Here is a 22,201-nt window from a genome sequence, read left to right as displayed (position 1 = left end):
GGTACAGAGTATGAAAAAGAAAATTTTGTGCCTCGCCATGACAGTGATAATGGCAGCAGGGGTACATACAACTGCATTTGCAAAAGACTATCAGGGAGCCGACGGATGGCAGGTTCACTTCACCGGCGACAAGATGGAAAGCAATTTTGAAAACAAGACTGTTTCCGATGAGCTGGCAGCGATCCAGCCGGGTGACAGCATCGAATTGAAGGTTCAGCTGAAAAACTCCGATAAAGGCGAGACCGATTGGTACATGACCAATGAGATCATCCAGACACTGGAGGAAGCACAGGAATCCGCTGAAGGCGGTGCTTACGAATACAAGCTGACTTATGTTGGAAGTGACAATACCGAAAAGGTACTCTATAACAGTGATACCGTTGGAGGCGAAGGTTCTTCTAAGACCGGTGAAGGTCTGAAGGAGCTTGGAAACTCCACCGAGAAATATTTCTACCTCGGCCGTCTTGCTTCCAATGGTACCGGAACCGTACACCTTACCATCGGTATCGAAGGTGAGACACAGGGCAATGGTTATCAGAACACGCTCGCAAAGCTTCGTATGAACTTTGCAGTGGAAAAGGTAAAAGTAAGCAATACCATTACCAAGACGAAAATCGTCAAGACTACCAACACCGTTAAGACCGGTGATACCGCAAGAGTTCTTCTCTTCTGTGTGCTTGCACTCATCAGTGGACTGATCCTTCTGGCATACGGAATCTACACATATAACAAGAACACAAAGAAACGCAGACGGAAAGGAGAGTAAGCAGATGAAAAGATGGAAAAAATTACTGGTTTCTCTTCTGACTGTATCAATGACGATCGGTGCATCCACGATGAGCGTTATGGCTACTGACGGGTATACCTATAAGGTAACTTTATCGGCAGGGAATAAAGGAACGATAAACGGACAGGATAAGATTGAAAAAGCTGATCTTTTTTCCGGTTCTATTGTTACTTTTAATCTGAATGCTGTTCAGGTAACCGATGACAAGTATTATGTCAAAGGAATCCGTCTCAGCGGACGTGACAATGACGAAGCACTTGCTTCTCCTTCATTCGATGTAACCGGTGATGCTGACTATGTCGTAGCCTATGGAATCAAAAAGGACATGGTTGCCTACACCGTAAACTATCAGGATGCTTCCGGTAAGGCTCTTGCAGAAAGCCAGACCTTCTACGGAAATGTCGGTGACAAACCAATCGTCGCTTATCAGTATATTGAAAATTATATTCCAGATGCTCTTGCACTTACCAAGACTTTGAGTAATAATGAATCTGAGAATGTATTTACGTTTACCTACAAACCGGGTGCTACAGACCGTGTTGTTACAACAACAACCACCATCACAACGACTGTTCCTGGTACAGCAACTCCTGGCACAGGTACCGGTAATGTCGGTACAGCAGGTGGCACGACAGGCGGCACAACCGGTGGAACTGCCGGAACTACCGGTGGAACTACAACCGGAACTACCAGTGGCACTACAACCGGAACTACCGGTGGCACAACAGACGGAACCACAACCGGTACAACCGATGGTACAACGACAGATAACAATTCTCAGGATACGACAGCTAAAGATAAAGATACTGCAACATCTGAGGATGAACAGACACCAAAGTCTCTGGTAGATCTGGATGATGAAGACACTCCAAAAGGAAATATCGATGCGAAAGACAAGACGAGCAAGACTCCGATCGCAGCAGGGATCGGCATTATCGTTGTTGCGGTAGCAGCTCTCGTAGGACTGATCGTATTCTTGAAAAAACGTGCAAAATAAAAAAAGCGCGGCACTAAAGGAGAAGTCTTTTTTGAAGAGAACGAAGAAAAAGAAAAGCCCGGTGGCTGCATTTTGCAGTGCACTGGGCACTGTTTTACTGACAGTACTGATTCTTGCCTGTATTCCGCTGACGCTTCCGAAAGCTTTTGGTTTTCAGATGTACACCGTGATCAGTGGGAGCATGGAACCGGCGATCCCGACGGGAAGCCTGGTCTATGTCCGGTATGAAGAACCAGACACGATCGTCAAAGATGATGTCATTGCTTTTTACAGCAACAATGCAGACGGCTCGATCATTACCCACCGTGTAGTATCCAACAGCCCGGCGATGGGACAGTTTATCACCAAAGGGGATGCCAATGAGGAAAAAGATATGAATCCGATCCCTTACAACAACTACATCGGAAAAGTAAAGCTTTCTGTTCCGGTTATCGGCGGCATCGCACAGGCTGCAACCGGCACTGCCGGAAAGATTGCCGCTGCATCTATGATCGGTCTTGCTGTAATTCTTGAAATCGTTGCTGCCATGCTTGACAGACGCGATGACGAAGACGAATAAGAGAGAACGTTTTTCATTTTATCTTGCTAAAGTGTGAAACATTTGCTAAAATAATATCAGATTGTATTGTCAGAAGAAGATGGGGGAATTTCACAATTCTCCCATTTGTCATATATTGAAAAGAATGGAGAGGTGAATGGATTGTTATCCAACCAGATTTTACAGAGAACAATCAATGAAATAGGGGATATCATCGAGTGTAACTGTTCCATCTGGAACACAGACGGAGTGATGCTTGCAGCTGTAGGTAAGGAGAAGCCTGCAGTAAAAAAAGCTGTCTGCTCATTTTTAAAAGAACTGGAGGTTACCGGCGTATCGGAGGAGCACCTGGATGAATGCTATGGTCTGTTTCCGGTTTATGATGATGATGAACTGACTTATATTTTCGTGATCGAGCACAATAATGAGATTGATGTGCATACCAGCGGACGCTTAAGTGTCTGCCAGCTGGAGAGCCTTTTAAGATCCGGAAGCGAACGTCTTGACCGTAACCGTTTTATCCAGAACCTGCTCCTGGATAACCTGCTTCTCGTAGATATCTACAACCAGGCTAAAAAGCTTGGTATTACAGTTGAGCAGCGCAGAGTCGTCTATCTGATCGAACCGAAGAATCCGGATGACACGATCGTCCTGGATATGATCCGTGGGATTTATTCCTCGGGAACCGGCGATTTTGTTACTGCCGTAGATGAGGGACATATTATTCTGATCAAATCCCTTGACAGTACAGATGATTATGATACGATCCGTTCGACTGCCGATATGCTGGTGAATGCGATCAACACCGAAGCTATGGTCAATGTCCGGATTTCCTTCGGAACCATCATTCCTGAGCTCAAAGAGGTCTCACAGTCTTACAAAGAGGCAGGCATGGCTCTGGATGTGGGACGTATCTTCTATCCGGAACGCAATATTTTATCCTACCGCGAACTCGGTATCGGACGGCTGATCCACCAGCTTCCCGTTTCCTTATGCGAGATGTTCCTGGAAGAAGTATTTGCCGGAAATACCGTTGATCAGTTTGACGAAGAAACCTTATCCACAGTTGATAAATTTTTTGAAAACAGCCTGAATATTTCGGAGACAGCGAGACAGCTTTTCGTCCACCGGAATACGCTCGTCTACCGGCTGGAGAAGATCCAGAAGCAGACCGGGCTGGATGTCAGAGTCTTTGAGGACGCCCTGACATTTAAGATTGCTCTGATGGTCGCAGACCACATGAAATTCATAGAAAACAGAAAATAGGAGGACATGATATGGTGAAATTATACAAAGGCGGTGCTTATCTTTTACACGGTACTGAGGTAATTGCAGATGCACCCGATGCACTTGCTGCCGTAAAAAGCAAGACAGGTATTGAGACAACGAAAGAAGCTGCTGCAAAAGAGACAATGGCTTATGGAATCTTAAGTGCGCATAATACTTCCGGTAATATGCAGCAGCTTCAGATCAAATTTGACAAGCTGACTTCGCACGACATTACCTTTGTCGGAATCATCCAGACTGCGAGAGCATCCGGACTGGAGAAATTCCCGATCCCTTATGTTCTGACCAACTGCCATAACTCTCTGTGTGCAGTCGGCGGTACGATCAATGAAGATGACCACATGTTTGGACTGACCTGTGCGAAGAAGTACGGCGGTGTCTATGTTCCGCCTCATCAGGCCGTTATCCACCAGTTTGCCCGTGAAATGCTCGCAGGCGGCGGCAAGATGATCCTTGGTTCTGACAGCCACACCCGTTATGGTGCACTCGGTACCATGGCAATGGGAGAGGGCGGACCGGAACTTGTAAAACAGCTTCTGAACAAGACTTATGATATCAAGATGCCGGGCGTTGTCGGAATCTATCTGGACGGCGAACCGGTGAAAGGTGTCGGACCGCAGGACGTTGCCCTTGCGATCATCGGCGCAACCTTCGGCAATGGCTATGTCAATAACAAGGTCATGGAATTTGTCGGACCTGGTGTTGGCAAATTAAGTGCAGACTTCCGTATCGGAATCGATGTTATGACGACAGAGACAACCTGCCTTTCTTCTATCTGGAGAACCGATGACAAGATCAAAGAGTTCTACGATATCCACGGAAGAAGTGATGACTTCAGGGAACTGAATCCTGGCGCAGTCGCTTACTATGACGGTCTTGTATACATCAACTTGAGCGAGATCAAGCCTATGATCGCCATGCCGTTCCATCCGTCCAATGTCTACACCATCGAGGATGTCAATGCCAACCTTGCAGATGTTCTCCACGATGTAGAGCAGCGCGCGCTGGTAAGCCTGGACGGTGCTGTGGATTACTCTCTTCAGGACAAGATCGTAAATGGTAAGCTTTATGTCGATCAGGGTATCATCGCAGGCTGTGCCGGCGGCGGTTTTGAAAATATCTGTGCTGCCGCAGACATCATTCGTGGCAAATACATCGGATCAGATGAATTTACATTCAGTGTTTACCCGGCAAGTACACCAATCTACATGGAGCTTGTGAAAAACGGTGCGGTTGCTGACCTGATGGAAGCCGGTACGATCGTGAAGACAGCCTTCTGCGGACCGTGCTTCGGTGCAGGGGACACTCCGGCAAACAATGCATTTTCCATCCGTCACTCTACCCGTAACTTCCCGAACCGTGAAGGAAGCAAGCTGCAGAGTGGACAGATCGCATCTGTTGCCCTTATGGATGCACGTTCCATTGCCGCAACTGCTGCAAACAAAGGTTTCCTTACTCCGGCAACAGATTTTGATATTGAATACAAGAACCCGACTTACCACTTTGATTCCAGAATTTACGCCAACCGTGTATTTGACAGCCACGGCGTTGCTGATCCTTCGGTTGAGATCAAATTTGGTCCGAACATCAAAGACTGGCCGGCAATGAGCGCTCTTCCTGAGAATCTGATCCTGAAGGTCGTATCTGAGATCCACGATCCGGTTACAACGACAGACGAGCTGATCCCGTCCGGCGAGACTTCTTCTTATCGTTCCAACCCGCTTGGACTTGCTGAATTTGCACTTTCCAGAAAGGATCCTGCCTATGTAGGACGCGCGAAAGAGGTCCAGAAAGCCCAGAAAGCGATTGAAGCAGGTACTTGTCCACTGGATGTACTGGATGAATTAAAACCGGTGATGGCAGCAATCCAGAAGTCTTATCCGGAAGTCGGCAAAGGAAATATCGGTGTCGGAAGTACCATTTTCGCGGTCAAACCTGGCGATGGTTCTGCCCGTGAGCAGGCTGCTTCCTGCCAGAAGGTCCTCGGCGGCTGGGCGAATATCGCGAATGAGTACGCAACCAAACGTTACCGCTCGAACCTGATCAACTGGGGCATGCTTCCGTTTATTACCGAAGAGGAACACACAAAGCTTTCTTTCAGGAACGGGGACTATCTCTTCGTGCCGGATATCCGCAAAGCAGTAGAAGACAAAGCTTCCACGATCAAGGCTTATGTCGTAGGCGATGATCTGAAGGAGATTGATCTGAAGCTCGGTGATCTGACCGATGCTGAACGTGAGATCATCCTCAAAGGATGTCTGATCAACTACTACAGAGGTTAATTTTTCTCAGACAATGATATGATTTCAAAGGGACGGAAATTTTTCTGTCCCTTTTTGCAACACTTCCGACTTTTTTATACTCTTATATACAAAGAACCTGTTTTGAGAGGAGGGACTTTATGATTGATGCAATTGCATTTAAAGAATTATATAAGACGGTTTATCAGGATCTGTATCGTTTTGCGCTCTGCATGATGCATCATCCGCAGGATGCAGAAGACGCCGTCAGTGAAGCCGTTCTTTCCGCCTATGAGAACATACATAAATTACGCAAAGAAGAAGCATTCCGTTCCTGGATCTTTCAGATTCTGGCAAATGTGTGCCGCCGGAAATTAAAGAGCCGTGAACGCACCGAGACCGAGCTGAAAGAAGATCATGCTTCTGCCACATACTGTGACGGACTCCGCACAGATGTGGAACGTGCCTTTCTTATTCTCGATGAAGACGATCAGCTGATCATCGGCTTATCCGTCTATGGCGGTTACAACAGTAAAGAGATCGGGAAAATGCTAAAGCTGAACCCGAATACAGTCCGCTCCCGCAGAAAGCGTGCCCTCGAAAAGATGAGCTGGCTTCTGAAAGAGTAGGATAAAAGAGTAATAGGAGGTGTTTCATATGACAGATCACGAAAAAGAAATACTGGATAAAATAAAACAATCTACGGAAAAAACTCCTGTTCCGGAAAGCCTTGCACCGGATCAGATTATGAAAATGCTGGAAGAGCATAACAGCACTCAGGCTTCCGGACATATCCCGAAAAAGCATGGATTTTCCCGCAGCCAATGGATGCGCGGAGGACTTATCGCTGCCGCACTGGTACTGGTTGTCGGCATTGGCGCCCACATCCGCCAGCAGAATCTTTCTTCAGACTCAGCCACTTCTTCCACAAAAGGCAGTTCTTCAATCGGTACATCCTCCGGTAAGCTTGCCTCTTCCGATACTTTAGAGACGGCAACCGATTATGATGAAGTCTACACATACCTGCAATCTTATCAGGATGAGTTGGATTCTTTATATGCTACCGATTCAACTGACAGTGGAATTGTCATGTATTCAAATGAAACAGCCGGCAGTGGTGCACGCACCGATAGTTCCAGCTCCTCTTCGGATTCGGCAACAGCCTCTACACATGCTGTGGATACTTCATTTTCCGATACCAACGTCCGCACAGAGGGTGTCGGTGAAGCAGACATTGTAAAAACGGATGGAAATTATCTTTATACACTGAAAGCGAACTCCAAGGAGATTTCCATTGTAGATATCCGGTCGGATCAGATGAAGGTTGTTTCCGGCATTTCGCTGAATGAGAATTTTCAGGCATCCGAATTTTACCTGAGTGACCAGAAGCTTTTTGTCCTTGGCAACATGCAGAACACGAAGGTTGATTCTGACAGCAAAACCTTGTACCGTGGCAGCTGTACCCGTATCCAGACTTATGATCTGACAGATATCAACAATCCAAAATCCATCGGAACCGTGGATCAGAGTGGTTACTACCTCACTTCACGTTTTAAAGACGGATACCTGTATGTGTTCAGTGACTATTATGTTTACGATACGATCACCAAAAAAGATTATCCTTCCTATGTTCCGCTTGTTGATGACAATCTTCTGAAGCAGTCGGATATCTATCTCCCGACGAACCATGCAGCAGACCAGTACCTTGTTGTCAGCTCCGTTTCCGCTGACGATCCGGAGAAGGCAGCAGACCAGAAAGCCATCATGTCTGAGAATGGGGAAGTCTATGTAAGTGAGAACAACATTTACATTTACGAATATACAAACAGCAGTATCCTCGCAGATAATCTTGCGGCAAAGAATCAGACGATCCTCCGCAAGCTGTCTTACAATAAAGGAAAACTTTCCGGCTCTGCCCAGGGAAAAGTAAAAGGATATCTGAACGATTCCTTCAGCATTGATGAGTATGACAATACGCTGCGGCTGGTGACAACGGTTACGCATAATGTCGGAAGCTCTTCACAGTCCAATTCAGTCTATGTGCTGGATGCAGATTTGAAAACAATCGGTAAGATCGAGGATCTTGCCAAAGATGAACAGGTCTATTCCGCAAGATTTTTGGGCGATACCGGTTACTTTGTAACTTATGAGCAGACAGATCCTTTATTCTCCGTAGACTTTTCCGATCCGGAGAATCCGAAGATCCTTGGCAAGCTGAAAATTCCCGGCTTTTCGGAATACCTGCATTTTTACAGTGATAACCTGCTTCTTGGTATCGGCATGGATACCGATGAAAATGGAGTTACAAACGGGGTAAAGGTCTCCATGTTTGATATCAGTGATCCTTCGGATGTGAAAGAAGTCAGCAAGTACACACTGGATCAGTACTATTACTCGGATGCCTTTTATGACTACCGTGCAGCACTGGTTGATCCGGAAAAGAATCTGATCGGCTTTCCGCTTTCCGGATCTGCCGACCAGTATGTGATCCTTTCTTACGATAAAGATCAGTGCTTCCAGGTACAGATGCAGGAGGAAGTCAACGGTAATTCTTATCTTGGAACCCGCGGTGTGTATGCAAACGAAAAGTTCTATGTGATCAATGGAAATGCAATTGAAGCATATCGGATGGGAGACTATGTGAAGATAGATGATCTGCTGCTATAGTGCAGCTTTGCAGAAGGAGCTGCCGCTCCGCATACTTTGTACACCATTCCACATCATTGTATACACCAAAATCGTATATACAAAAACAGGTGCCCACTGGGATATATCACTAAGATATACTTACGTGGACACCTGTTTTATATTTTCATTTACCTGTTATTCCACACCGTTAAAGCAGTAGGTACATACCTGGCATGCATCAATCCCGATTGATTTGATCAGATCATCCAGTCTGTGATAACGAAGTGAAGTGAAATTCTGTCTCTTGCGGATTTCCTCCAGCATTGCTGCATACCGGTCACTGTTCGGATCCGCATATTCACCCAGTACATTGACATCATTGTCGCCTTCCCACTCACGGATGATCCTTCTTGTGATCAGATCCAGGTCTGATTTGGAACGGGAGAAGTTCAAATATTTGCATCCGTACAAAAGCGGTGGACATGCCGGGCGGACATGCACTTCTTTTGCGCCACTCTGATACAGGAACTCTGTCGTCTCACGGAGCTGTGTGCCACGCACGATAGAATCATCGATCAGCAGCAGGCTCCTGTCTTCGATCAGACTATGTACCGGGATCAGTTTCATTCTGGCGATCAGATTACGCTGACTCTGTGTTGTCGGCATGAAGGATCTTGGCCAGGTCGGAGTATATTTGATAAATGGTCTTGCATACGGAATACCTGATTCATTTGCATAGCCTATCGCATGAGCGATACCCGAATCCGGAACTCCTGCAACAATATCCACGTCGATCGAATGATCATCTCTCTGTGCTAAAAGCTTTCCACAGTTGTAACGCATTTCTTCTACACCAACCCCTTCATAAGAAGAAGTAGGATATCCATAGTATACCCACAGGAACGAACAGATTCTCATCTTTTCACATGCAGGACTTACAGTCTCCACAGATTCCGGTGTCACGTAGACGATTTCCCCAGGTCCCAGCTCTTTGTAATCTGTGTATCCAAGGTTGATATATGCAAAGCTTTCAAAGGAAACGCAGTATGCATTCTCTTTCTTTCCGATCACAACCGGTGTACGTCCGAGAAGGTCTCTGGCTGCATAAATTCCGTTCTCTGTCAGAAGCAGAAGCGTCATCGAGCCTTCAACTACTGACTGCACATAACGGATTCCCTCAACAAACGAATCCTTTTTACAGATCAATGCCGCAACCAGCTCTGTAGAATTGATCTGTCCATTGGTCATAGACTGAAAATGTGTATGTCCATTTTCATAAAGATTCCGGATCAGCTGATCCGCATTATTGATCTTACCTACTGTCGTAATTCCAAAGCACCCCAGATGCGACTGGATCAGAATTGGCTGTGGATCATAATCTGAAATACATCCAATTCCAATATTTCCATTCATTGTATCAACATCTTTTTCAAATTTTGTACGGAACGGCGAATTTTCAATATTATGAATCGCTCTCTTCCAGCCATCACTTCCGTAAGTAGCCATACCTCCGCGGCGGGTTCCAAGATGCGAATGATAATCTGTTCCATAAAAAAGATCCAGATTACATGCCTCTTTTGATGCAACGCCAAAAAATCCTCCCATATCTGCAGGTCTCCTTTCTTTATCCCAATGCCATATCCTGTATTTTTCATCTGTTTTTTAGTGTATCATGCATTTATGGACGGAAACAATAGCAAAACCCCGAATATATTGCAAATGGCTATAACTATTTCTAATCGTATTTATAATTGTTGGAATTTTCTGATATATATTTTACAATTTTAAATCTTTCTAATTTTATTTAAATTATTTCAAAATTATATTGACAAATGAGTTTTAGGGTGTTATTATTAAGTCAATCCAAAAGAAAAGAAGTTCCTGACGAGAAAGGGAATTTCAAAAAGATATTTTTTTAATCTGTTACATAGTTTCATATATACTCGCCAAGAGTATAAGATGAAGAACCAGATCAGAAAAGGGTAACAAGAATAATTGTTATTTGAAGATTAGAAAGTTTTAAAAAAGCAACTATACATTTTGGTTATGAGCGTTTTGTAAGTGGGGTGTATAGAGAACAATTTTTAAAATTGATAATTTATAATAATAAGAGAAAATTGATATCTGACTTCTGAACAGAAAAAAGTATAAGAGAAAAAGAATATCCGGATAAAAATTTTGGAACGAGAACGAAAGGAAGGAGGCTTTGACCGTTGGATATTTCATCATCTAAAACTCAATATGTTAATGGTATGGCAAATGTAAATTCCTGTGAGATGAGCCTTAACCATAGATTATAATCCGGTAAGAGAAAAGTTAATGATAAAAAAGGTCGGAGTAGTAGATAAACCGGAAGCGATTATAAGATATAAAAGATTCAGCATTTGTTGACATATTGAAGTAAATACCACAGTAATTCAAAATCAGAAATGTGTAAAGAAACATTCATTGATAAGTAAATTTAACAGTGACGAGAAAGCTGATAAATACAAAAATTGAATTACCTGATTATATAAAATAACGAACGATCAGAATTGATCAGAATCGATTCATATGGTTTCATTTTTATAAAATTTATAAAATCTGAATATCATATGAAATGCTCAAAGAACTTACAGGAATAAGAATTACTTAATTCCTCCGATATAAAAATAAAAATTACAATTGAATATTTCGGGACAGCCATTTAAAAGATGGCTGTCTCCTTTTTTTATGTTACCAGACCCCAATTTGTGAATTTTTTGTAATATTTTTTTAACATTTCCGAAAAATATCAGCCGTAATTTTTGACATTGACAACGCTCTATGATACACTTAGTAAGTAAAATTATAAGACTTTTGTTTTCCGTTTCCGGTACAAAAGTCAGACTTACTGAGGAAAAGTAAAATAATTAATAATAATCATATGAGGTGAGAAACGTTGGATAAATATGAATATCGCGCAAAGACAGAGCAGATGCTTGCGTATGCCGAACAGAAGTCTTACCAGAAAGCGATGTCGATTGCAGATACGATCGACTGGCGTAAAGTAAAAAATACCGCCATGCTCTCTACCGTAAGCGAAATCTATGAAAATGCGGGGGAACTTGGTAAAGCACGTGATACCTTATTTATTGCGTATGATAAAGCACCTTCCAGCAGAAAGGTTGTATACCGCCTGGGAATTATTTCTCTGAAGCTGGGACATTTCGATGAAGCAGCTGATTGCTACGAAGAATTTGTCAAGCTTGCTCCGAAAGATCCAAACCAGTACATTCTCCGGTATAAGATCTTAAAAGCACAGAAAGCGCCAGTCAAAGAACAGATTGAAGCTCTTGAAGATTTCAAGCATTCTGAATACGTTGAAAAATGGGCATATGAACTTGCCAGATTATACGCTGAAGCCGGTATGACTTCCGAATGTCTTGATGAATGTGATGATCTGATTCTCTGGTTCAGCGAAGGTACTTATGTATACCAGGCAATGGAACTTAAAATGAAATACAAACCGCTGACTCCGCTTCAGCAGGAAAAATACGATCATCGAAATGATGGTACTGGCCGTAAGGATTCTTCCAAAAGAAAACCTTCCTTCCGAAAATCCAAAGAACGTCCGGCACCGGATCCACGAATCGCAGATAAGATCCGTAAAGATGTACATGTCACAGACAGTATTGATCTCCCGGATCTTCCAGAGCCAATGGCCCGGACACATGCTTCCGAACCAGAAGCCGAGTCACAGCCTAAAACCCGTATCCGAAGCACTTCCGATATTTCCACAACCATTTCCGGTGCTTCCCTTTCAGATGCCCTGAAAGCCGGTGTTGCCGTTGCAAGTGGTGCAGTTGCTCCTGAATCTGTTTCAGACGATTCACAGATGACCGGTAAGATGAAGATTGAAGAAATTCTTGCCAACTGGGAAGCAACCCAGCGTGAAAATGCAAAGATTCTTGAAAAGAGCCAGGAAGAAGCTGAGAAAGAAAAAGCCCTGCGTGAGAAGAAGAAAGAAGAAGAGGAAGTTCTTGGAGCTACAAAACCAATCCTTTCTGATGATATCCGCAAACTGATGGAACAGCTTGAAAATGGTGAAGAGCCGGAAATCACCGATGAAGATGCTGAAGATTTCGTTGATGATGAAGATGCCGAAGAGACTGAAAGCCCGGACGATTCATCCAAAGAAGCTTCAGACACTGACGATGAAGAGCCGGAAGAAGAAGATTTTGAAGAAATCGTTGACTCCGAAGAAGATGATGAATCGGATGCGGTTTACGATGAAGAAGCTGAATATGAGGATGAAGATGATTCCGAGTATGACGATGATGAAGAATACGAGGATGAGGACGATTCTGAGTATGACAATGACGAAGAATACGAGGATGAGGACGACTCCGAGTATGACGATGACGAAGAATACGAAGATGATGATGATTCCGAGTATGACGATGACGAAGAATATGAGGATGATGATGATTCCGAGTATGACGAGGACGAAGAATATGAGGATGAGGATGATTCCGAGTATGACGATGACGAAGAATACGAAGATGATGATGATTCCGAGTATGACGAGGATGAAGAATACGAGGATGAAGATGATTCCGAGTATGACGATGATGAAGAATACGAAGATGATGATGATTCCGAGTATGACGAGGACGAAGAATACGAGGATGAAGACGATTCCGAGTATGACGACGATGAAGAATACGAGGATGAAGACGATTCCGAATATGACGAGGATGACGAGGATGAAGACGAAGATGACTACCAGATCGATGATGAATTAGATGAAGATCATAAAGAGGATTTTGATTTTGAAAAAGAATCTGATCTCGATGATAATGATTCTGACGAAGATGATAGTGATTTTGCAGACCTTGATTCCTTTGAAGATGAAGAAGAATTAGATAGCAGTGACGATTATCTTGATCTTGAATTTGACGAGGAACCGACTCCTGCTCCTGAACCAAAGAAAGAAACTTCAAAATCAGAGCCAACTCCGGATATTGACGAAGTTCTTGAAATCGAAGAACCGTCAGAAGATGAGATCACCGAACGCATGGGTAAATTCGATACCGGATTCGTTGTACAGGGACGTTACGATCTGAGTGCTACAAGTGAGATTGGACTGAAGCTTGGACTTACTGAAGAGCAGAAGCAGCTGTTCTCTTACTTCGTACCGATCCGTGGTGTCAGCGAACAGCTTGTCGAAGTCCTTGATAACGACAAACGTTGCCGTAACCGTTATGGAACTTCCCGCACAGGCAACATCCTGATCCTTGGCCGCAAGGGAAGCGGAAAAACAGTCCTCGCAGTTGATATTGTAAAAGCAATCCAGAAGCAGCGCAGACTCAAACAGGGTAAAGTTGCAATCGTAACCGGTGATTCTCTGAACAAAAAGGACATCGGAAGTATCATCGATAAGCTGAACGGTGGCGCACTGATCATCGAAAAAGCTTCCAAGATGAATGACAGAACCATCCGCGAACTGAATGACATGATGGATGAACAGACCGGCGAACTTCTCTTCCTTCTGGAAGACCAGAAGAAACCGCTGGAAAGAATGTTTGCATCCCATCGCGAATTCAAACGTAAATTTACTTCCAGACTGGAGCTTCCGGTATTCATCAATGATGAACTGGTTACATTCGGTCAGACCTATGCTAAGGAAAACGGATACCGTATCGATGAAATGGGAATCCTTGCATTATACAGCCGGATCGATATGATGCAGAGAGAAGATCATGCGGTTACTGTTGCAGAAGTAAAAGAGATCATGGATGAAGCAATTTCACATTCCCAGAAAGCAAATGTAAAACATCTTGTGAAACGGGTATTTGGAAGAAGCACTGATAATTCAGACCACATCATCCTGAAAGAAGAAGATTTTAAAGCATAAAATTTCTACAAAGAACGCGCTTCCGGCGCGTTCTTTTGTATATGCAGACAAAACCGGTAACTGTAAACAAAGAGTTTTAGACATCTTATATAAGAAATGTATAAATTGTCCAAAACTCTTTCTTTTTATCGCTATTTCTAGTATAATATTTCTAAATATCTTTGATAGAAGGTGAATGGGATGGCAGTAAAAAAAACAACAGCAAAACAGACCACTACGACCCGCAAGACAGCCGTAAAAAAATCTGCTGTAAAAAAACCGGCAGCTGCTAAAACTGCTGCTAAAAAGTCTACAGCTAAAAAGTCTGTAAAAACTGTAACAAAAGATAAACCGGCTGATTATAGAATCGGCGAATTAGATCAATATTTATTCGGACAGGGAACCCATTATGAAATCTATAAAAAAATGGGTGCACATTTTGTAAAGGATGGTAAAAAATCCGGCGTATATTTCGCAGTATGGGCTCCGCACGCCAAATCTGTTGCCGTAATCGGTGAATTCAACGGCTGGAGTGAAGATGCAAACGTTATGAAGCGTCAGGAACCGCTTGGAATCTATACCGCATTTGTTCCGGAAGCACAGCTCGGACAGCTTTACAAGTACTGTATCGAGACACAGACCGGGGATAAGCTTTACAAAGCTGATCCATTTGCGAACAGTGCGGAGTTGAGACCGGGAACTGCCTCAAGGATTGCTGATATCTCCCATTTAAAATGGAGTGACAGTGTCTGGATGAAGCACCGGGCAGAATGGGATTTCCATTCCTCACCGATTTCCATTTATGAAGCACATATCGGTTCCTGGATGCGCCATCCGGGACGTGAAGATGAGGGGTTCTACAGCTACCGTGAATTTGCGCATGCAGCTACAGACTACATAAAAAAGATGGGGTATACTCATATCGAGCTGATGGGAATTTCAGAATACCCGTTTGACGGCTCCTGGGGATATCAGGTGACCGGATATTATGCTCCGACCTCCCGTTATGGTACGCCGGAAGATTTCGCATATATGATCAATTATTTCCATAAGAATAAGATTGGCGTAATCCTTGACTGGGTACCGGCACATTTTCCACGCGATGCACACGGACTCGCTGATTTTGACGGCACAGCTACCTTTGAATATGCAGATCCGAAGAAGGGTGAACATCCGGACTGGGGAACCAAGATCTTCGATTATGGCAAAGCAGAGGTTAAGAATTTCCTGATCGCCAACGCACTGTTCTGGATCGAACATTATCACATCGATGGTCTCCGCGTAGATGCTGTTGCTTCCATGCTGTATCTTGATTACGGTAAAGAAGACGGTCAGTGGATCGCCAACAAATACGGCAGCAATGAGAACCTGGAAGCAATCGAATTTTTCAAGCATCTGAATTCCGTTACTACCGGACGTAACCCTGGTGCACTGATGATCGCAGAAGAATCCACCGCATGGCCAAAAGTAACAGGAAAACCGGAAGATGACGGCCTTGGCTTCAGCATGAAGTGGAACATGGGATGGATGCATGACTTTACCGAATATATGAAGCTGGATCCATATTTCCGCAAAGGAGACCACTATGGTATGACCTTTGCATTAACCTATGCATACAGTGAGAATTATATTCTTGTATTATCACACGATGAGGTTGTCCATCTCAAGTGTTCGATGTTAAATAAGATGCCTGGTCTCGGCTTTGAGAAATTTGCCAACCTGAAAGTCGGATATGCTTTCATGATGGGACATCCTGGCAAGAAGCTTCTTTTCATGGGACAGGATTTCGGACAGCTCCGCGAGTGGAGCGAGGCGCGTGAGCTTGACTGGTATCTCCTGGCAGAGCCGGAGCATCAGGCGCTCCAGAATTTCTACCGTGACCTGCTGCATCTTTACACACACAACAAAGCCATGTATGAACAGGATACCTGCATGGAAGGCTTTGAGTGGGTTAATGCAGATGACAGCTCACGAAGTATTTACAGCTTCATCCGTCATTCAAAGGGCGCAAAAAAGAATCTTTTATTCGTATGTAACTTCACACCGATCGAAAGACCGGAATACCGTGTCGGTGTACCGCGCGGCAAACAGTACCGCCTGGTACTGAACAGTGATGAATTACAGTATGGCGGAACCGGAAAAGCCCGCCCGGCAGTATACAAAGCAAAGAAACAGGAATGCGACGGAAGACCTTATTCATTCGGTTATGATCTTCCGGCATACGGCGTTGCTGTATTCGAATTTTAACATAGCAAGTCAGATAATCTGCGCAAAATATCCATTATACGAATAATTGATTCCACCAATTATTTTCTTAACATTTCCCGGATTCGTTCTTCCAGAGTTTCTTCTGGAAGAACTCCGGTTGTATATCCACAGATTTTTCCATCTCTGTACACCACAAACGTCGGTACGATCTCAATTCCTATATACTCCGCAATCTCTTTCGATATATCGATATCAATCTTATAAAAGATCCATTTCCCCCGATAACGGCCGGCAAGCCTTTCCACAACAGGATACATCATTCCGCACTTTGGGCACCATGATGCATAAAACTCCACAACCACCGGCAGCTTCTGCCTTCCGACTGCATTTTCATAATCTTTCGTGATCAATGCGATACCCATACACTTCCCTCATTTCTGCCATCTTAAGCTATGTAAAAAAAGACCGGCTTTAGTGGCATCCGCATTTCGGATTTAAGATCCGGTAAACCTCCTGAAAAGAATTTCTGAAACAGATCAGCTTTTTATTAAATCCCGGATTCTTATAGCAAAACCCCCGCATACAATTCTGAAAATGATGCTTTTTCCGCATATCTGTTCATCCCTGACTTTCTCTTTCTACAATATATGCAAAAAGACAGCCGATGTGCGGATTGCTCCGTATCGGCTGTCTTATGTGTCTTCTATTCAATTGTCTTACTGGCGCATTGCGATCAGCTTGTGGATCGGATGTCCCTGTGCTGAGAATTTCTCCTCGTACTCCGTCATGACATTGCCTCTGCTGAGTGTCGGATCATTGTGAAGATCATAGGTCTTCGCCAGAAGTACCCAGCCTGCCAGCTCCACCTGCTCCAGTGAAAAGTCAAACAGCTCTCTGTTGTCTGTCTTAAATTCAACGACTCCGTCAAAAGCAAGGATCTTGTCATACCGCTCGAAAAACTGCTTGGAAGTAAGTCTGCGCTTTGCATGACGTGCTTTCGGCCACGGGTCTGAAAAATTCAGATAAATCTTGTCAATCTCTCCGACAGCAAAAACCTCCGGCAGATTTGTCGCATCCATACAGATAAAACGAATATTGTTGACATCCTTGTATTCCTCGTCATTATCAAAGCGTTCCAGCGCCCGAAGCAGTACGCTTGAATAACGTTCGATACCGATATAGTTGATGGATGGATTCTCCTTTGCAAGTGTCAGAAGAAACTGTCCTTTTCCCATCCCGATCTCAATATGGATCGGATTCTCCGGATTCTGAAAAGTCTCTTTCCAGGTGCCGCGATATCTGGTCTCATTTTTAATTACAAGGGGATGAGCTGTCAGATAAGCATCTGCTCCCGGTACATTTCTTAACCTCATATATCTTTCTCTTCCTTTAGTGAAAATATGTATAACCTTATTTATTTTATACTATTCTGAAATATTTGAAAACCCAAAAATACATTTTATAAGTTTTGTATAAAATATTCTTATGATATTCTCTTGTTTTTTAGTAGAATTTTCTAATTTAAAGTAGTAGAATATGTATGCATTATTAAAAATGTATAAATAATTTCTAAGAAAGGAGTCGGACAATGGATCATATTGTTAAAAAGCTCTCCGAAATCGAACACGCAGCCGAAGCTGTTGTGGAACACGCGGAACTGGAGAAATCAGAACTGGAAGAACGCATTCAAAATGAACGCAATCTGTTTGACAAACAACTTGAAGATCACACCCAAAAGGAGCTGAACGATATCCACAAAGGATTAAAACGTCAGATGGATGAGATTCTTGCAAGGCAGAACCGCAAGAACCAGACAGCGATCGAAGAACTTAAAAAAGATTTTGAAGAAAAGCATACGGCATATGCCGAAAAAATTGTCAGACGTATCATAGAGGGATAGCATATGGGAAATTTACTTGCATACAGTGGCATCGTAACAAAAGTACGCGCCATGCAGGCGAAACTGCTCACTGATGAAGATTTCCGGAACATCGCCGCATTTCATACAGTAACCGAAGTTGCTGCTTATCTCAAAGAACATCCCGGATATCGGAATGTCCTTGCAGATATGGACGAAAACCGTCTTCACCGCGGCGAGATCGAGAAACTTCTTGTGCAGTCACTTTACAGTGATTATACACGCCTGTACCGTTTTTCCGGAATGGATCAGAAAAAATTCCTGGAGCTTTATCTGAAGCGCTACGAGATGAATCTGATCAACTACTGTCTGCGTATTGTATTCAACCACTATCAGAAGCCTTTTGATCTGGATCACAAGAAAATATTCTTCGACAAATATTCGGATCTCTCCATCGATAAACTGATCACTTCGGGGAATATCGGTGAGCTGGTGGAAAATTTAAAGGGCACAGAATACTATGCGCCGTTAAAACGTCTGGAAAATGCGGAGAACCCAACCCTTTTTGATTACGATCTGGCACTGAATCTGTACTATTTTACAACTATGTGGAAGAAACGTAAAAAGATTCTGAAGCATAAGGAACTGGAAATTTTCACCAGAGATGCCGGAGCAAAGATCGACCTGCTGAACCTGCAGTGGATCTACCGTGCAAAAAAATATTACAACATGCTTCCGCCGGATATCTCTACACTGCTGATCCCGGTACACTACCGGATCCATGTAGATCAGCTGAAGGATCTTGTGGAAGCACCGTCTGTCGATGAATTTTTAAAGCTGGTTACCAGAACGCCTTATCTGCGTCACACCGATACTCAGACACCAGCGTCCATCGAGACGATTTACAAAGACTGCCTGTACCGTCTCTACCTGGCAGACAGAAGAAGTAACCCTTATTCCATCGCAACCGTGAATACCTATCTTTTTCTGAAAGAGGAGGAGCTTGATAAGCTTACAACTGTGCTCGAATGTGTTCGCTATGGACTTCCTGCACGTGAGACATTAACTTATATAGGAGGAACAGCGAAATGATTGTTAAGATGAAGTTCCTGAGCATTACCGGACCACGCGCCGACATCGACCGCATGACAAACCGGTATCTTTCCAAATATGAGATGCAGCTTGAAAATGCACTCACGGAGCTCAAGACAGTAGATAATCTGATGCCATTTCTTGAAATGAACCCTTACCGTGATCCACTCGCTAAAGTGACACAGTTTCTGGGATATATGAAAGACATGACAGCAGAGCCATCCTTTGATCAGAGCGAAGATGAAATCCTTGAGATGATCCGCTCCATCAATCATGACTACATGGATCTGCAGCAGCAAAAAGAAGAACTGAAAAGAAAGAGAGAGAATATCCAGACACGTATGAAAGTCCTGGAACCTTTTACTTCTCTGGACTTTGACCTGCATGAGATCATGCAGTACAAATACATCCGTACAAGGTTTGGAAAAATCAATGTGGATTATTATCACCGGCTGGAAAAAGCGCTTCTTGAAGACATCGATGCATTATTCCTGGAAGGCTCCAGAGATGCCTCTTATGTCTATGGCGTTTATTTTGTATCTGATACCAATGCCGGAAAAGTAGATTCTATCATGCGTTCTCTTCACTTTGAAAAAGTAGATCTTCAGGAGGACTTTGGCGGAACCCCGCTGGAAGCTTACCGAAGCCTGGATAAAGAAGTCCAGAATCTGACCGATGAAATCCAGGCAGTGAAGGATAAACGTCAGGAGATGTTCCGCAAGAACGCTTCCAGACTACTCGGTGCAAGAATTCAGCTGGAACGTTTTTCCGATAACTTTGATATCCGTAAATTTGCAGCACGAACCGAGACAGACGAGCAGGAAGAATACTATATTCTCTGCGGCTGGATGTCGGAAGAAGATGCCAATGCATTTATCAAAGAGGCTCAGGGAGACGACAAAGTTTATATCGTAGTAGAAGAGGACCGGGAACAGTATTTCGGAGAACCTCCTACCAAGCTTGAGAATCCAAAGCTTTTCAAACCATTTGAAATGTTCATCAAGATGTACGGACTTCCTAAGAGCGGTGAAATGGATCCGACCATTTTTGTAGGTATCATGTACAGCTTTATCTTCGGCGCCATGTTCGGAGATGTCGGTCAGGGGCTGCTGCTCTTTATCGGCGGTGCGATCCTGTATTTCACAAAGAAAATGAACCTTGCCGGAATCGTATCACTTGCCGGAATCTTCTCCACCTTCTTTGGATTTATGTTTGGAAGTGTGTTTGGATTTGAAGATATTATTAAAGCCAGATGGATCCGGCCGATCAACCACATGACAACCTTACCGTTTATCGGAAAACTGAATACAGTATTTATCGTATCGATCGCTTTTGGTATGGGAATCATCCTTATTTCTATGATCTTCCATATCATCAACGGCATCCGTGCCAAGGATATGGAAGCGACCTGGTTTGATGCAAACGGCGTGGCAGGACTGGTATTCTACGGGGCAGCTGTTACCTGTATCGTTCTTTTCATGACAGGTCATTCTCTGCCGGGCGGAATCGTTCTCGCAGTGATGTTCGGTGTTCCGCTTCTTCTGATCGCACTGAAGGAGCCGCTGACGAACAAGATTAAAAAGAAAACCGAAAAAATGGAACAGAGCAAAGCAATGTTTGTCACCCAGGCATTCTTTGAATTATTTGAAACCCTGCTCAGCTATTTTTCAAATACGCTTTCCTTTATCCGTATCGGTGCATTCGCAGTCAGCCACGCTTCCATCATGGAAGTTGTACTGATGCTTGCCGGTGCCGAAAGCGGGCATATCAACTGGGTAGTGATCGTACTCGGCAACCTGTTTGTATGTGGATTCGAAGGACTGATCGTTGGAATCCAGGTTCTGAGACTTGTCTATTACGAAATGTTCAGCCGCTTCTACAAAGGCAGCGGCCGCGAATTTAAACCTTATACAGGTACTGCAAAAAATTAGTTTTTCATTTTAGGAGGAAATTATCATGACTTTAGCAACTAAACTTATTCTCATTGCCGCACTGGTTTTAAGCATTTTCATTCCATTCGGATATTATCTGCTCGGAGAAAAAAATAAAGGACGTTATAAATGCGCTCTTGCCTTCAATGTTCTTTCTTACTTTGGAACCTTCCTTGTAGCCGGAATCATGCTCTTTGGAAGTGTACCGGTACATGCAGCAGACGCCGCAGCCTCAGGCGCAGGCCTTTCAACCGGTCTTGGTTACATTGCAGCAGCTCTTGTTACCGGTCTTTCCTGCATCGGTGGTGGTATTGCCGTAGCAAGTGCAGCAAGCGCAGCACTTGGAGCTATCAGCGAGGATTCCAGCGTCCTTGGTAAATCCCTTATCTTCGTAGGTCTTGCAGAAGGTGTATGCCTGTACGGTCTTATCATCTCCTTCATGATCATCAGCAGACTGTAATCATGAAGATGTATCTGATCAGTGACAACGTGGATACTTATACCGGAATGCGGCTTGCCGGCGTGGACGGTGTCGTAGTTCATGAAAAGCAGGAACTGCGTGATGCGCTGGAAACTGCCATGAACGACAAGTCGATCGGTATCGTTCTTCTGACGGAACGCTTTGGAAGAGAATTTCCGGATCTCATTGATGAGATCAAGTTAAAAAGAAAGATGCCTCTTCTGATCGAAATTCCGGACAGACACGGAACAGGACGTAAAAAGGATTTCATTACCTCATACGTCAATGAAGCGATTGGACTGAAACTTTAACTAGAAA

17 protein-coding genes are annotated in these 22,201 nt (G+C 43.9%); 14 read left to right on the top strand and 3 right to left on the bottom strand.

Features of this window, described 5'->3' with window-relative positions; all coding sequences use genetic code 11:
• The first annotated feature begins 10 nt into the window (after positions 1–10).
• From G4407_RS09645 to G4407_RS09615, 7 genes are all read left to right on the top strand, one after another.
• Complete coding sequence (locus G4407_RS09645; RefSeq protein ID WP_173688727.1) at positions 11–766, top strand: sortase B protein-sorting domain-containing protein; 756 nt, start codon at positions 11–13, stop codon at positions 764–766.
• Positions 767–770: 4 nt separating this feature from the next.
• On the top strand, positions 771–1,784 hold the full coding sequence (locus tag G4407_RS09640; protein ID WP_173688726.1) for a hypothetical protein: 1,014 nt from the start codon (positions 771–773) through the stop codon (positions 1,782–1,784).
• A 31-nt stretch (positions 1,785–1,815) separates the two neighbouring features.
• Entirely contained in the window at positions 1,816–2,343 is a 528-nt protein-coding gene (locus tag G4407_RS09635) for a signal peptidase I (protein ID WP_173688725.1), read from the top strand.
• Positions 2,344–2,484: 141 nt separating this feature from the next.
• A complete protein-coding gene (locus G4407_RS09630; RefSeq protein ID WP_173688736.1) occupies positions 2,485–3,588 on the top strand; it encodes a PucR family transcriptional regulator in 1,104 nt (367 codons plus the stop codon).
• An 11-nt stretch (positions 3,589–3,599) separates the two neighbouring features.
• The gene (locus G4407_RS09625) at positions 3,600–5,891 is read left to right on the top strand and encodes a hydratase (RefSeq protein ID WP_173688724.1); all 2,292 of its coding nucleotides are present in this window, start codon (positions 3,600–3,602) and stop codon (positions 5,889–5,891) included.
• Positions 5,892–6,010: 119 nt separating this feature from the next.
• Positions 6,011–6,478, top strand: coding sequence for an RNA polymerase sigma factor (locus tag G4407_RS09620; RefSeq protein ID WP_173688723.1), 468 nt, complete (start codon positions 6,011–6,013; stop codon positions 6,476–6,478).
• 28 nt (positions 6,479–6,506) lie between these two features.
• Entirely contained in the window at positions 6,507–8,516 is a 2,010-nt protein-coding gene (locus G4407_RS09615) for a beta-propeller domain-containing protein (protein ID WP_173688722.1), read from the top strand.
• Between the two features lie 156 nt (positions 8,517–8,672).
• Here the strand turns inward: G4407_RS09615 and G4407_RS09610 are convergent, their stop codons facing one another.
• Complete coding sequence (locus G4407_RS09610) at positions 8,673–10,082, bottom strand: amidophosphoribosyltransferase (RefSeq protein ID WP_173688721.1); 1,410 nt, start codon at positions 10,080–10,082, stop codon at positions 8,673–8,675.
• Positions 10,083–11,397: 1,315 nt separating this feature from the next.
• On the opposite strand from G4407_RS09610, the gene G4407_RS09605 reads away from it, so the two are divergent.
• Together G4407_RS09605 and glgB are read left to right on the top strand one after the other, a co-directional pair.
• Positions 11,398–14,355, top strand: a complete 2,958-nt coding sequence (locus G4407_RS09605) for a tetratricopeptide repeat protein (protein WP_243868808.1) — start codon at positions 11,398–11,400, stop codon at positions 14,353–14,355.
• Between the two features lie 180 nt (positions 14,356–14,535).
• Positions 14,536–16,581, top strand: a complete 2,046-nt coding sequence (gene glgB / locus G4407_RS09600) for a 1,4-alpha-glucan branching protein GlgB (RefSeq protein WP_274597653.1) — start codon at positions 14,536–14,538, stop codon at positions 16,579–16,581.
• Between the two features lie 59 nt (positions 16,582–16,640).
• Here glgB and G4407_RS09595 read toward each other — a convergent pair whose 3' ends face one another.
• Together G4407_RS09595 and trmB are read right to left on the bottom strand one after the other, a co-directional pair.
• Positions 16,641–16,964, bottom strand: coding sequence for a thioredoxin family protein (locus tag G4407_RS09595; RefSeq protein ID WP_173688720.1), 324 nt, complete (start codon positions 16,962–16,964; stop codon positions 16,641–16,643).
• 294 nt (positions 16,965–17,258) lie between these two features.
• Complete coding sequence (gene trmB / locus G4407_RS09590; RefSeq protein ID WP_173688719.1) at positions 17,259–17,915, bottom strand: tRNA (guanosine(46)-N7)-methyltransferase TrmB; 657 nt, start codon at positions 17,913–17,915, stop codon at positions 17,259–17,261.
• 215 nt (positions 17,916–18,130) lie between these two features.
• On the opposite strand from trmB, the gene G4407_RS09585 reads away from it, so the two are divergent.
• The 5 genes from G4407_RS09585 to G4407_RS09565 are packed head-to-tail and all read left to right on the top strand — an operon-like array spanning position 18,131 to position 22,194.
• Entirely contained in the window at positions 18,131–18,442 is a 312-nt protein-coding gene (locus G4407_RS09585) for a hypothetical protein (RefSeq protein ID WP_173688718.1), read from the top strand.
• A 3-nt stretch (positions 18,443–18,445) separates the two neighbouring features.
• Positions 18,446–19,492, top strand: coding sequence for a V0D/AC39 family V-type ATPase subunit (locus G4407_RS09580; protein ID WP_173688717.1), 1,047 nt, complete (start codon positions 18,446–18,448; stop codon positions 19,490–19,492).
• Positions 19,489–21,423, top strand: coding sequence for a V-type ATP synthase subunit I (locus tag G4407_RS09575; protein WP_173688716.1), 1,935 nt, complete (start codon positions 19,489–19,491; stop codon positions 21,421–21,423). The genes G4407_RS09580 and G4407_RS09575 overlap by 4 nt, the downstream gene beginning before the upstream one ends.
• A 25-nt stretch (positions 21,424–21,448) precedes the next feature.
• Positions 21,449–21,883 carry an ATP synthase subunit C gene (locus G4407_RS09570; RefSeq protein ID WP_055297446.1) on the top strand — a complete coding sequence of 145 codons (435 nt, stop codon included), beginning with the start codon at positions 21,449–21,451 and terminating at the stop codon, positions 21,881–21,883.
• Between the two features lie 2 nt (positions 21,884–21,885).
• On the top strand, positions 21,886–22,194 hold the full coding sequence (locus G4407_RS09565; protein WP_173688715.1) for a V-type ATP synthase subunit F: 309 nt from the start codon (positions 21,886–21,888) through the stop codon (positions 22,192–22,194).
• Positions 22,195–22,201: the final 7 nt, after the last annotated feature.

It is taken from the genome of Allocoprococcus comes, assembly GCF_013300725.1.
In the GTDB taxonomy this organism is placed as follows: domain Bacteria; phylum Bacillota; class Clostridia; order Lachnospirales; family Lachnospiraceae; genus Allocoprococcus; species Allocoprococcus comes_A.
The sequence above is the reverse complement of the archived record's forward strand: the minus strand, read 5'-3'. Positions and strand labels throughout refer to the sequence as shown.